This window comes from Wylensekiella montiformis (assembly GCF_009697385.1).
Taxonomy (GTDB): domain Bacteria; phylum Bacillota; class Negativicutes; order Selenomonadales; family Selenomonadaceae; genus Selenomonas_A; species Selenomonas_A montiformis.
This window is the reverse complement of the sequence record NZ_VUNL01000002.1, coordinates 127,384-141,081: the sequence shown is the minus strand read 5'-3', so window position 1 is coordinate 141,081 and position 13,698 is coordinate 127,384. Positions and strand designations below refer to the sequence as shown.

Below are 13,698 nucleotides of genomic sequence, written 5' to 3'. Positions count from 1 at the left end.
AAAAAGTCCTTGTTATTTCGGAAAGCGTGTAGTAAAATTAGAAATAGATATGCAATTTTGAAAGAATTCGATGGAGAACAGGGATGAATGCGATAACTCCAGCTTTTTCAAACGAGGCATTATGGGGAATCATCGCGGTCATGGGCGCAGTTCTTCTGCTGCTGGGGGGAGAACTGTTCTATGCGCGGATTCAGCTCAACTCCAGGCAGGAGCGGTACTGGTGGGTTCTGGGTGTCTCGAATATGTACATGTTTGAATATGATATTGCTGCGGATGAACTGCTGCTCTCAGATCATTTTGCCGCTTTATTGGGAGCGCCGCGGCATATTTACCAGTTTTCGACGATTATGGGAGCGCTGCCGAAACAGATGAGTCAGAGAGGACTGGGCAATATTTCGCGAATATTGGAATGCTGCAAGCAGGACGGCCGTCTGGAAATGAGGAGGATGGACGGCAGTATGGGTGTTTTTCGTGTTCGCTGCAATTCCTTCAAGGATAAGCATGGCCAGTTGTGTTCGATGGTAGGAATCCTCGTCGATGTGACGCGTGAAGCACAGGAAGAGGAGGCTTTGCGGACCCGTGCCGAGCGCGATGGTCTGACCGCGGTCTATAATTCTGACACGGTGCGGTTTCGGATTGGGAAGATGCTTGAGAAACGAACCGGAGCGGTGTCCAGTGGTTTTGTCATGCTGGATGTGGATCATTTCAAGGGGATTAACGACACGCTGGGTCATCAGAGCGGCGACCGCGTTCTGCAGAATTTATCGGACAGTCTTCGCACGGCGGTACGGGACACGGATATCATTGGACGCCTTGGCGGTGATGAGTTTTGTATTTATTTGCCGCAAATTCCGGATTATGAGTTCTTGTGCAGGTTTTGCCAGCGTCTGAACGCTGTTTCCAAAAGTTACTTTAATCAGACAGAGATTGGCATAGATGTGACGATCAGTGTGGGAGGCGTCCTCGTTCGTCCGGATGAAACGTTTGCCGATGTTTACCGGCGTGCGGATCAGGCGCTCTATGAAGCCAAAGCACAGGGACGCAATACAAACTGTGGAAGAAAATAATATTGCTATCCCTGTGACAAATAGCACCATACACGAACGGCTGCCGCGCATTGCGGCAGCCGTTCGTGTATAATGCTTTGCTTATCAGCGATTTTCTTTTCGGAATTGATCCATGAATTCAGCAAGGGCGACAGCCCCTTCATATGGCATAGCGTTGTAGATGGAGGCGCGCATGCCGCCGACGCTGCGATGCCCTTTGACACCGCTGAGCTGATGCTCCAGCGCTTCGGCGACAAATTTCTTTTCCAGCTCTTCATTGGGCAGACGGAAGGTTACGTTCATAAAAGAACGGCTGTCCTTGTCCGCATGCCCACGGTAGAATCCGTCGGAATGGTCAATGGCATCGTAGACGACGCTTGCCTTCTTTCGATTCCTCTGTTCCATGACGGCGAGCCCGCCCTGTGCTTTAATCCAGGCGGCAACTTTGCCCACCATGTAGATACAGAAAGCAGGCGGTGTATTGTAGAGAGAATCCTTTTTGAGGAATGTGCTGTAGCGGAACATGGTCGGCAGGGTTTCGGGGCTTTTCGCCAGGAGTTCTTTTTTGGCAACGACAAGAACAACGCCTGCCGGACCAAGATTTTTCTGAACACCGGCATAGATGAAATCAAATTTTCCGAAGTCGAGCGGACGCGACAGCATGTCCGAGGACATATCTGCAAACAGAGGGACGCCCTTCGTGTCCGGGATGTAGTGGAATTCTGTGCCGTAGATGGTATTGTTGTAGCAAAGGTGGACATAGGCAGCGTTCGGATTGATTGTCAGTTCATCCTGCGTCGGAATATGACGGAAATCTACTTCCTTGCTGGAAGCCGCGATTTCGCCGACACCGAGAAGTTCCGCCTCTTTATATGCCTTGGTGGCGAAACTGCCGGAGAGGACATAGCTGCCTGGATGCTCTTTGCTGGCAAAGTTCAGCGGAATCGTAGCGAACTGCGTGCTGGCGCCGCCCTGACAGAACAGCACTTCATAGTCATCGCCGAGCCCCATGAGCTCTTTGATATCTGCCTTTGCTTTTTGGTGAACTTCGTCATACTGGGGGGCGCGATGGCTGATCTCCAGTATGGACATGCCGCTGTGATTGAAATTTAAAAATTCGGCTTGTGCTTCCTTGAGCACTTCCAACGGCAGCGTTGCCGGACCTGGGTTGAAATTGTATACGCGGTCTGCTTCCATGAGATAACCTCCTAATACGTGTTGGGGCGACTGTTGACATGTTTACGTTTTTTTCGTCCACGGAATGTGGACATCAGTCGTTTTGTTATATTTTAACGCGGAAATTTATGAAAAGCAAGCGCAAAAATAAATAATGTTTTTCTGAAATACACACTTGACGTTATAATATGGATGGGATATAATACACCTATGCACGAAACGATCAAGAATATCTGCAACGCGAGGAAGAGGAAGCAGAGGCGATGATCCGGAAAGAGAGCTGACGGAAGGTGCGAGTCAGCCGGATCTGCCGATGTTCCGCCTTGGAGCGGCCGGTGAGGAGCCGGACGGGACGCCCGATACAGCGGCAAGAGAGATATCTGGCCGGATATCACTTGGGTGGCACCACGGAACTAAACGCTTCGTCCCAAATATGGGACGAAGCGTTTTTTTGTCTGATGGTTCAGGCCGGCGCGGACCGTGGCAGTGCATGATGGCAGAGCTTTGTTTTCCAAGAATTTTCAGAGGAGCGATGAACATGAAGGTTTTGGCTGCAGACGGTATTTCCCCGAAAGGTATTGAGCTTTTACAGAAGGAGTTTGATGTGGATGTCCGCGACAAACTGCCGGCTGAAGAGCTGCTGGAGATCATTCCGGAATACGATGCACTGATGGTCCGTTCTGCTTCCAAGGTGACGGCAGAGGTTATTGCGCGGGCGAAAAATCTCAAGATTATCGGAAGGGCCGGCGTCGGCGTGGATAATATTGACATTCCCGCAGCTACGGCCCGGGGCATTTTGGTTATTAATTCTCCGGGCGGCAATACGATTGCCGCGACGGAGCATACCATGGCCATGATGCTGGCCATGTCCCGCAACATTCCGATTGCCAATGAAACGATGCAGAAAGGGGAATGGAATCGGAAAAAGTACGTCGGAGTGGAGCTGCGCGGCAAGACGCTCGGCGTGATCGGTATGGGACGCATCGGCTCCGGTGTAGCGAAGCGCGCCATGGCCTTTGAGATGAACGTCATCGCTTACGACCCTTATATTAATGAAGAAAGAGCCAAGGCTCTTGGCGTAACGGTCGGGACTTTTGAGGATGTCATCACCAAGGCGGATTTCATCACCGTTCATATGCCGCTGACTCCGGATACCAAGGGGATGATCGGCATGGAGCAGATGAAGCGGATGAAGAAAGGCGTCCGTCTGGTCAATTGTGCCCGCGGTGGAATTATTGATGAAAACGATCTGGCCGAGGCGGTTCGGTCGGGGATTGTGGCCGGTGCCGCTATCGATGTGTATACGAGCGAGCCGGTGACAAAGGATCATCCGCTGGTCGGCGTGCCGGGCATTGTTCTTACGCCGCATCTGGGCGCATCGACGGTTGAGGCACAGATCGGCGTTTCGCTGGATGTTTCCAGGGGAATCATTGCCGCGCTGCACGGGAAGCCGGTTGCAACGGCGGTCAATATGGCGCCGGTATCTCCGCAGGTTATGAAGGTCATTGCCCCGTACCTGACATTGGCCGAGCGTCTGGGCGGTACGGTTACGGCTTTGGCGGACGGGCCGGTGGAACGGGTAGAGGTTACCTATAATGGAGAGATCACAGAGGTCAATACCGGCATGTTGACGACCGCAGTGGTCAAGGGCATGCTGAATCCGATCATGGAGAGCGAAGTCAATTATGTCAATGCGCCCGGTCTGGCGAAGGAGCGCGGCATTAAAGTTACTGAGGTTCGGGAAAAAGAGGCGGAGGATTTCGCCAATCTGATCACGGTGACGGCGTTCTTTGGCGGCAAGGAACTGTCTGTGCAGGGAACTCTTTTTGGGATGGAAGGACGCATTGTCCGCATCAATAAATTCCGTGTGGATGTCGATCCGCATGCACGGATCCTGGTTTGCCCGCATATCAATCGTCCGGGCGTTATCGGCACGGTAGGAACTTTGCTCGGGAGCCAGAGCATTAACATCTCCGGGATGCAGGTCGGCAAGACCGAAGAAGAGGGAACCAATCTTATGGTTCTGACTGTGGACGATGATATTCCCGTATCGGTACTGGAACAGGTCAAGGCGATTGAAGGGATTTTTGATGCCAGACTGGTTAATTTCTATGCGGTCTGAGCACGGTCATCTACTATACTGAAGCTGTAAAAACCGGGCAGGAGCCCCGCGTGAGGTCGTCGCGCGGGGCTCCTGCCCGGTTTTTGCGGAAACGTTTCAGCGAGACAGGAAGGAGGCTTCTTCCTCTACTTCTGCCGGAATATTTTCCGGATTGATTCGCTGAATCTTTCGCATGATGAGATCGACATTATGGATTTTTGTATTTTGTGCGATGGACCAGCGATCCATCAGCTGACGATACTGCGGACTGGCTGCCCGTTCCTCGCGAATTTTCTTTGAGAATGTGCAGTAGCGGAACAGGATCTCGCGTGCTGCTTTGGTCAGCTTCGACAAACCGCAGGCTTCGTTCTGGATATATTTTTCATAATCGGCCATGAACACCTTTTTATAATCATTGCGGGCTTTCTGCAGGGACAACTTGATGCGGTCCTTGACATCGCTGGACAAATAGCTGTTGCGGCGATAAAACTGAAGGTAATTCGTATATTCGGAGGTCAGCGACGGTTCGGAGATGTCGGCGTAGCGTACGCCCTGAATCCGTCGGCACATTTCCCATCGGAACATCGCGCACATTCGGATGGCTGTTTCGTACAGATCTTCCGAATGAAAGACCGACAGCATCATGTGTGCAGGTGTGGAACGGCGCGCTCCTTCGATTTCCTGCCACATTAATCCTCTGCTGCCAAAATTCGGCAGCAGGATAATGTATGGAAGGACCTCAGTATGGTAGACAAAATGCGGGATTTTAAACTCGGAGAAAGCTGTCAGGGCCGGACGATAGAAGCAGCTGTAATCGATATCGATGACCCGCTGGAAAGCGTCGCGGACCCGTGCCGGATCAGCGAGACACTGATCCAGCGGGCGGATTACGTCCTGTGCGTGGAAAATCGGAACAAAAGAGGCCAGGCGGCCATGAGTGGTTCGATTGGCCATCCGGAACATGTTCTGGATCTCGAAGCGGACCATGGCGCGCGTATCCGACTGCAGGGTTTCGGCCTGTTCGGAGGAAAGCGCCCCGCTGCGCTGCTCTTCGCGGAGATATTCGTTCCAGTCGTTATCGAATTCGTTCTTGGAGGGAACTGCTGCGCCGTTGAAAATTTTGGTCAGCCAGTCGTAAATTGAAAGAATCCTGCCCTCGGAATCTTCCTGCCAGCTGACAGCGGTGCGATAAAGCAGTTCTGTATTGCTTCGCCCGGCAAGCTCTTCATCGACGAATCCAAACAGGAAGAACATCCGTACTTCGATCGGAACGTTTTCCGTTTCCATGCTCTTAAAAAAGGCTGCTTCGTATATTTGGTAGAAGTTGTCGGCAATTCGCCGGCGGAGCTGCCGCATCTCGTCCGATTTTGCCAGACGGTCCTTTGTGGCGGTATATGTCCGGACATCCTTGCGGAACGCATCGGCTGTCTCGCGGGCAACGCCGGAAAAGGCCAGAATCATGTCCAGCGCATTTTGGATGGCCGGGCGTTCTTCTGCCGTTCCGCGCAGCTGGGTATCCAGCCGGGCTTTTACCTGATAATAGGCATCGGTAAAGGAAGAAGCCGCCGTTTTTGTCTGTTCGATGAATGCGGCATACCCTTCCAATTCATGCCGTATTTTTCGTTCCAGAGAAGAAGCCTGCATGACTGTACCCATGCAGAAATTCAGATCCAGAGGATAAAATCCCTGTTTGAGAGCTTCCTGCTGATCGCAGCAGGAATGGCACAGCGAGGCTTCCCAGCTGGACGACAGTCCGGAGGCTTCCGGAGCCGATAGTGCCTCGACAAACGCAAAGCGTTCCGGTGCCTGATGGAGTTTTACACACATAAAGGTATATTCCCGGTATTGATAAGCCAGTTCCCGGCAAAGCGCTTCTGCCGCCTCGGAAGAGGAAGACAGGGCGGCAAGCATCGCTGCGGCATTTTTCATGCTGGTTGCAGCAATGACCGGAGCGATAGCCGGCGTGTTGGTTACTGCCTCCAAAATATCCTCATCCGATTGATAATCGAGGACTAATAAGGTGGCATCGCTTCCGGCGGTATAGTCAAAGGTATACGTTTCTTCCGGCTGATAGGAGGCGCCGATTATGGATCCGCTGCTCAAGGGAATCTCGATATCGTCACAGTCCTCCAGTATAAGTGTACCGGCTAGCAGAATTTCCAGCGTTCGGACGGCGTCGCCGCTTTGATGCAGAACCTGCCCTTTTTTTATTGTGATTTTGTCCAAAAATTCAACCTCCAGTGTTGAGAATGTCAATCCCTTTCTGTTCTACATTTTACTTCAAAGGATTTCGGTTGGCAAGCTTGTAAGGCGAGGAGGGACAAGGTGGTTCGCTCGTGAAGCAAGGTGATGTCTATGTACAAAACAAGTATACATGCATACAATTTGCATTATGTGTAAACGTATGGTACGATTTATCCGTAACTGGAGGAATGATGTATGTATACAAAAGAAATGTATGTAACGCGCATCAAGCTGATTGCCATGAGCCGGATTCGTCAGATTGTAGAAGCCGTACAAAAGAATCCGGGAGAGTATCGCAAGGATACAAGAGAGTATCTGGATGCGATGTATGATATTCTCGATACCATGAGTCCGGTCCGTCTGGCGGAAATCGTCGAGACGGTGCGGGAAAGCTATGCTGAGGCAGGCATGGAGGACGATGGGTATGTGGCGGATTCGCTGATGATGATTGCCTTGGCTGAGTATCAGAATGAGCTGGGGGAACGCAATATTTATGATATGGGCTGGGATCGTCTGCTCGAGGATTTTTTCCGCAATTCGATCGCCTGAAATGGTCCTGCTTCTATAGATACTGAAATAAAAAAACAAAAACTTCTGTCTTTTGGCAGGAGTTTTTTCTTTTATCACGAAGTAGCTGGTAGTCCATTGGGAGTGGAATGAGGAGGTGGAAATACATTGCCGATATACAAAAAGCCTTTATTGATTCTGCTGGTTTTGCTGGCTGCTGCCGGGGGAAGCATGATCTATGGCTGGTACGGACAGTCGGCGGAGGTGGTGGATTCCGCATCCGGACAAGAGACGAACGGACGGGCGGGGCATGTTTTGACCGTATATGTGACCGGCGCGGTCAATAAGCCGGGCGTTGTCTGTGTGGAGGAAGGAGCGCGGGCCGCTGATGCGGTAAATGCCTGCGGCGGTCTGCTGCCCGTTGCGGATCGTGACCGCATCAATCTGGCTCGTCCCTTGAAGGACGGCGAGCAGCTGAGGATACCGGAAAAGCAGACTGGCGCGGCGGGAAATCCAGCCGGTGCAGCAGGGCAGGCGAAATCGGATCATGGCATGGTTAATATCAATACGGCCGGAGAAAAGGAACTGGATTCCCTGCCGGGGATCGGTCCGGCCATGGCAAAGCGAATCATTGAATATCGGGAAAAGGAAGGCGGATTTCAGTCTCTGGAAGATCTCCGCAAAGTAAAGGGAATCGGAGAAGCCAAATTCAATAAATTGAAGGATAAAATCTGTCTTTGAACGATGGAATCAAGCGGATAAGGCCGGACAGGGGGATGGAGAAATGGCCGATCGGTTCAAAGAATGGCGGCGGGAGGCAGGAAGGGGACAGCATCAGGAAGAATTTTTCGTTTCCCTGCTGGTAGCACTCAGCCTTGGCATCGCCGCAGGACGATTTTTTCCCGTCATCCCGGTTATGCCCGGGATGGTCCTGCTGGGGTGTCTTATCGTCTGGGCGGCGTGGAGCATATATCGCTCCAGCATGCAGGTATGGCCTGTTTTCCTGTTGGCCGTTTTTTGTCTCGGCCTGCTGCGGCTTCAGACCAGCCTGCTCCTTCCTGTTGATGATCTTTCGCATTTTGCGGGGCAGGAGCTGCAGGTAGAGGGGAAAATGGCAGAAGAGCCGCAGGTACGGGAGCATAGCGATGGGAGCCGTTCGGTCCGGTATTGTATTCAGGCGGAAGCGGTTACTCTGTCCGGCTCAGGTACACAGCATGCGAGCGGGCGCCTGTATGTGTATGCGCGATCGCCAAAAGACAGGGCGCCTGTCTTGCCGCAGATCGGCGATTCGCTGACGGCTCATGGTTCTTTGCGCTTACCGCACGGGATTCACAATCCCGGACAGATCGATACCGAACTCCTGCTTCGCAGTCAGGGAATTACTGCGGTGCTGATTGCTGGCAAGAGCGGTGCGGCGGTAAAGGCGCTGAACGACAGCAGGGCCTCTGTGTGGACGAGACTTTTGCGCCGTCTGGCGGTCGTGCGGGAACATTATCTTTCTTCTATGCAGGCCGTCATGCCGAAAGAGGATGCAGCAGCGATTTTTGCCATGCTCTTCGGCGGGTATCAGGGATTAAAGTCGGAACTGCTGGAAGCATTTACCATTACCGGCATTGTACACATTTTATCGGTTTCCGGTTCCCATATCAGCCTTCTGGCAGCGGTTATGGCATGGCTGGGATCGTTCTTTCGGCTGCCGCAGCTTGTCAGGGCGATGCTGGTCGTTTTGGCGATCGCTGCCTACAGTTTGCTGGCCGGACTGGTCCCTCCGGTTATCCGTTCGGCGCTGATGGGAGGACTGTCTTTTCTGGCTCTTGCCCTGAACCGGGAAAAGGATGCCAGGCGGCTGCTCCTATTGACGGGATTGCTTATGCTGACCGTGTCTCCGCTGCTACTTTTTCATATCAGTTTTCAGCTTTCCTTTGCAGCTACGGCGGGGCTTTTGTATGTGGCCCCGGTTGTACGCGCCCGGCTGCGAAGGATGCACGTACCCTCTTCTTTGGCGGCAGGGCTTTCCATTACCTTTGCGGCACAGGCCGCAACCCTTCCGATATTGGCCTGGTATTTTAACCAGCTTTCGCTGTCTTCGTTTTTGGCCAATCTGGTCGTTGTGCCGATTGTGGAATTCATTATTATTGTAGGCATTGCGGCCGGTGTGGCGGCGTTTGTACTTCCTTTTGCCGGAAAGCTGGCTTATGCCGGCGACAGTTTGCTGCTGGGGGCGGTTTATGAGCTGACGAGCTGGATGGCTTCTTTGCCGGGAAGCCGGGTTTGGATACCCTCTTTTTCCTGGGGGGCTGTGTTGATTTATTATGCGGCGCTATCTCTTTTTGCGTGCAAAGAGCCCTGGCGTCATAGAATACTGGACGGATTATATGCGCGCAAAGCCTGTCTGGCGGCGGTCTGTGCGCTTTTTCTCGCGGCCGGTACAGGATACAGACTGAGTCAGGCGGATCTTATGACTCTGGCTGCTATTGACTGTGGTCAGGGTGATGCCCTTTTACTGCGTACGCCGCATGGAAAAACGGTATTGTTTGACAGCGGGGGAGAGAGAGACGGCAATGAACCGGGGGCTTTTAATACGGGGCAGCGTGTGATCCTGCCGTATCTCAGGCATTATGGCATACATGAGCTCAATGCGATATTTCTGACCCATGCGCATGCCGATCATGCCGGGGGAGCAGGGGCGGTGCTCAGAACTATGCCGGTCGGCAGAGTGTACACGGCGGATGAAGGACGCGAAGCCTATGCGCAGAGCATGGGGATTGGAAGTGCGGATGCGCTTCTGCAAAAGCTTCAGCCGGCGCAGGAAGGGCAGAGCTTTGATCTGGACGGAGTCCGGATCGAGGTGGTCTTTGCGCCGCCGTCCTCCGGGAAGGGGGCGGCATCCGGCAATGAGGCATCGAATGTCTATCGCATCGTTTATGGCGGAGCCAGTTTTTTGATCACCGGCGATCTGACGAAAGAAAGGGAAGAGATGATCTTAAAAAAAGGAAAAAACATTCGCTGTACGGTATTGAAAGTGGGCCATCATGGATCGAATACCAGCAGTTCCGAAGCTTTTTTGCAAGCAGCTGCGCCGCGTTATGCCGTGATTTGCGTCGGAGCGGGAAACCGCTTCGGACACCCGAAGCCGGAGGTGCTGGAACGGCTGAAAGGGCTGGGGATCAAAATACTGCGCACAGACCAGAATGGTGAGATTGTGTTTTTTACGAACGGCAAAACCATTCGTGCGCGGACTTATCTGGATTGACCGGCGCAAAGCGATCGCGTTTCTGCGGGATATGGCGTCCTTTCCATGTGTGTGTCATGGATCGTTGGAGAAGTGGAGTGCGATGGTGTATAATGTAGCAGGATAAAATGGATTCAGGGCGTTGCGGGTGCTTATCTCCCGCATCGGATAAATTTTGGAGTGAATCGAGGCGTAACATTTGAAAGTATTGAACTTTTACGGCGGTGCAGGCATCGGCAAGAGTACGATTGCCGCAGATATTTTTTCGAAATTGAAACGAAAGGGGCATAAGACGGAACTGGTCGGAGAATACGCCAAATGGCTCTGGTATCAGAACGCCACGGATATTGTGCAGGATCAGCTGTATCTTTTTGCCGAGCAGGTGCACAGACTGAAGACGCTGGAACGATATGGCGTGGAGTATGCCGTTTGTGATTCACCGCTGCCTTTGAATATCATCTATAACTGCACGCCCGATGAGCTGTTTGATCAGCTGGTGATGCATGAGCATGCCAAGTTTGACAATGCAGAATACCTTCTGCAGCGCAATGATGCGTTTATCAGCATTGACGGCCGCAAGGAAACCGATCTGGAACGCGCCCGGGAAAAGGATGTGGAAATTCGGGCGGTTTTGGAACGCGCCGGTATATCGTATACGGTGATTTCTCCTTGGGAAACCGATAAGGTGCTTCTGGATCTGGACATGAAGTGATGGATTGACGGATCGTATGTGTCAGGAGGCGGGACGATGAATTTTTCAAAGCTCAATGCGCTGCAGCGGGAAGCGGTCGAGGAACTGGACCGGAATATTTTGCTGCTGGCTCCGGCTGGAACGGGGAAGACGAATACATTGGCCTGCCGCATTGTCCACATCATCGAGCAGGACCGCGCCCTTCCGGAGGAAATCCTGTGTCTGACTTTTACCAATAAGGCCTGTCGGGAGATGCGGGAGCGGATCAGCCGATATGCCGGCGAAACGGGGAAACGGGTGATTGTGCGGACCTTTCATGGATTCTGTTATGATGTCGTCAAGACGGAAGCAAAGCGTCATTCCGACTGGTTTGCGGATTTTACGATATTTGACGAAACGGATTGTCGTGGATTGCTGCGGGAATGCCTCGGAGAGGAGTGGCCTGTTGCTCCGGTGCAGGAACTGATCGGCCAGCTGAAGGAAAAACGGGCGGAATACGAAATCCATACGGATGATGCGCGTGCGGATTATGAGCGGACGATCCGCCGATTGATTCAGACGGACCCGGAGTCGGTGCGGCGGCATGCCGTTGATGATTCGCATCATTTTTATGCCGGTCTGTTTGAGGGATGGCAGGCGTGGGGAGCGGATCTGGCTTCACGTTATGATGACCAGCTTCATTCGCTTCATGGACTGGACTTCACCGATCTTATCGTGCGCGCCGGTCAGCTGTTTTCTGATCCGGAGGTTGCATTGAAATGGGCGCGCCGTTTTGTGTATATGAATATCGATGAGGTGCAGGACACCAGCGAACTGGAATATCGGATTCTTTCCCGGATTTTCGGCAGCAGCCATCTCTTGCTTTGCGGCGACTATTTTCAGACCATTTATGAATGGCGCGGGTCCCATCCCGAACAGGTGCTGCGGCAGTATCAGCAGGATTGCGGGCCGCGCCGCATTGTGCTGCATGAGAATTATCGTTCTTCGCAGGTAATTCTTGATGCGTCGTTTGCCTGTCTGCGTTCTTTTTTTCCCGAGCGCGTTGCTGCGCTTTATCCGGAGGGAATGCAGTCGGTGGGCGGGGAGAAGGGGGCGCCGATTGTTATCAAGGGAGCGCTGGATGCCGCGGAGGAAGCGCAGTGGATTTATTACACTATCCAGCAGCTTCCGGTTACCGATTATTCGCAGGTTTGTGTCCTGACGCGCAATAACGCCTGCAATCGCATTCTTTCCGAGCAGTTTCGTTCCCTGGGGCGCTGTCTGCCAAAAGAGCAGCGGCTGCCATTTATGCTGCTGGATGAGGCGAAGTTTTTTCGCCGTCAGGAGGTAAAGGACGCGCTGGCTTTCCTGCGGCTGGTCGTTAATCCGAATGATGTGTTCAGTCTGGTCCGCATTTTGAACCGCTTTGGGCAGGGAATCGGACCGACAGCCGTACGAACGATTTCGTCCCGGGCCTACCGGCAGGCCGGCTTGCGCCTGACGGATTTTATTGATGCAGAGGCCCGTCGGAACGGAGATCCGTTTGCGGCGCTTTTGCGCGCCTGGGCGAAGGAGGATATTGTCGTCTTCGATGTGGAGTCTACCGGTCTGGATACGGCAAGAGATGAGATCATTCAGATTGCCGGTATCCGTCTGACGGCAGATGGCAAAGTGAAGGCGGAATTCCGCCAGGTACTCAGGCCGGAGCGCAGTGTCGGCGAGTCGGTGCGGGTGCATGGCATGAGCGATGAGTGGCTGGCGCGGCATGGACAGGATTCCCGGGAGGTGCTGCAGGATTTTTGCCGCTTTGCGGCAGGCACTGTGCTGGCCGGCCACAATGTGACGTATGATCTTCATATTTTGAGCAGTCAGCTGTCAAGGCTCGGACTTCCTCCGCTGGATTATGCTGCCTATGTGGATACGCTGGAGCTGTTCCGCCGGTTTCATCCGGAACTGCCCAATCATCGCCTGGAGTTTCTGGGGCGGTACTGCAAGACGGAACATCGCTCATCCCATGATGCGGCGGATGATGTGCTGGCTACGGCAGAGATCCTTCATTTTGCCATCGTTCATGATATTCGTCCGTCTGAAGCGGAACGGCGGGAATTTTTTGCGAAATGGCAGGAGAAATTCACCGCTTTGGCAGAGATGATGGACGAGTTTCGTCAGCAGGCTGCTGTGCAGCGTCCGTGGCAGCTGATCGGTCATATTGTGGTTCGGGCCGGGCTGGACCGGTATTATTTGGCACATCATGAACCTCAGCGCGTGGAACATTTGCGGGATTTATTCCGGCAGGCCAGGGATTTGGATGATGGCTCCCTTGCCCCGCTTGAGGCAATCGAACGCCTCCTGCGCGATGCGTCGCTTTCCAATACGGAATTGGATGCGCTGACCAGAAGGTCGCAGATTCCGATTATCACGGTGCATCAGGCGAAGGGGGCAGAATTCGATTATGTTTTTCTGGCCGGCCTTCAGGATGGGACTTTTCCGGGGTTCCGGGCGGAGCGGAATGGCAGTCTGAATGAGGAAAAACGATTGTTTTACGTGGGAATCACGCGGGCCAGAAAACAGTTATTTCTTTCGTGGAGCCAGCAGCATTATGGATATTATCGTCAGATGAGCCGGTTCCTTCTGGCCATTCCCCGCTCCCTGACTCATAATGAATGAATGGTCGTTCGGTATGGAGCAGGTTAAGCCTGCTCTTTACAAATATACAACAGAA

The 13,698-nt window shown here is 52.9% G+C and carries 9 protein-coding genes; 7 read left to right on the top strand and 2 right to left on the bottom strand.

Annotation, left to right across the window (positions count from 1 at the left end):
- Positions 1–83: 83 nt before the first annotated feature.
- Positions 84–1,067, top strand: a complete 984-nt coding sequence (locus FYJ78_RS02235; RefSeq protein WP_154619757.1) for a sensor domain-containing diguanylate cyclase — start codon at positions 84–86, stop codon at positions 1,065–1,067.
- A gap of 84 nt (positions 1,068–1,151) precedes the next feature.
- Here FYJ78_RS02235 and serC read toward each other — a convergent pair whose 3' ends face one another.
- Positions 1,152–2,243 (bottom strand): 3-phosphoserine/phosphohydroxythreonine transaminase, encoded by a 1,092-nt coding sequence (serC, locus tag FYJ78_RS02230; RefSeq protein ID WP_154619756.1) that lies wholly within the window; start codon positions 2,241–2,243, stop codon positions 1,152–1,154.
- A 517-nt stretch (positions 2,244–2,760) separates the two neighbouring features.
- Between serC and serA the strand changes: the two genes are divergently transcribed.
- Complete coding sequence (serA, locus tag FYJ78_RS02225; RefSeq protein WP_154619755.1) at positions 2,761–4,344, top strand: phosphoglycerate dehydrogenase; 1,584 nt, start codon at positions 2,761–2,763, stop codon at positions 4,342–4,344.
- Between the two features lie 96 nt (positions 4,345–4,440).
- Here the strand turns inward: serA and FYJ78_RS02220 are convergent, their stop codons facing one another.
- Positions 4,441–6,549: a DUF8509 domain-containing protein gene (locus FYJ78_RS02220; protein ID WP_154619754.1), complete on the bottom strand. Its 2,109-nt coding sequence runs from the start codon at positions 6,547–6,549 to the stop codon at positions 4,441–4,443.
- Between the two features lie 213 nt (positions 6,550–6,762).
- Between FYJ78_RS02220 and FYJ78_RS02215 the strand changes: the two genes are divergently transcribed.
- From FYJ78_RS02215 to FYJ78_RS02195, 5 genes are all read left to right on the top strand, one after another.
- A complete protein-coding gene (locus FYJ78_RS02215) occupies positions 6,763–7,116 on the top strand; it encodes a hypothetical protein (RefSeq protein ID WP_154619753.1) in 354 nt (117 codons plus the stop codon).
- Positions 7,117–7,242: 126 nt separating this feature from the next.
- Positions 7,243–7,815: a ComEA family DNA-binding protein gene (locus FYJ78_RS02210; protein ID WP_154619752.1), complete on the top strand. Its 573-nt coding sequence runs from the start codon at positions 7,243–7,245 to the stop codon at positions 7,813–7,815.
- A 43-nt stretch (positions 7,816–7,858) separates the two neighbouring features.
- The gene (locus tag FYJ78_RS02205; RefSeq protein WP_154619751.1) at positions 7,859–10,327 is read left to right on the top strand and encodes a DNA internalization-related competence protein ComEC/Rec2; all 2,469 of its coding nucleotides are present in this window, start codon (positions 7,859–7,861) and stop codon (positions 10,325–10,327) included.
- A 178-nt stretch (positions 10,328–10,505) separates the two neighbouring features.
- Positions 10,506–11,018 (top strand): AAA family ATPase, encoded by a 513-nt coding sequence (locus FYJ78_RS02200; protein ID WP_154619750.1) that lies wholly within the window; start codon positions 10,506–10,508, stop codon positions 11,016–11,018.
- A 36-nt stretch (positions 11,019–11,054) separates the two neighbouring features.
- Positions 11,055–13,643, top strand: a complete 2,589-nt coding sequence (locus FYJ78_RS02195; RefSeq protein ID WP_154619749.1) for a 3'-5' exonuclease — start codon at positions 11,055–11,057, stop codon at positions 13,641–13,643.
- Positions 13,644–13,698: the final 55 nt, after the last annotated feature.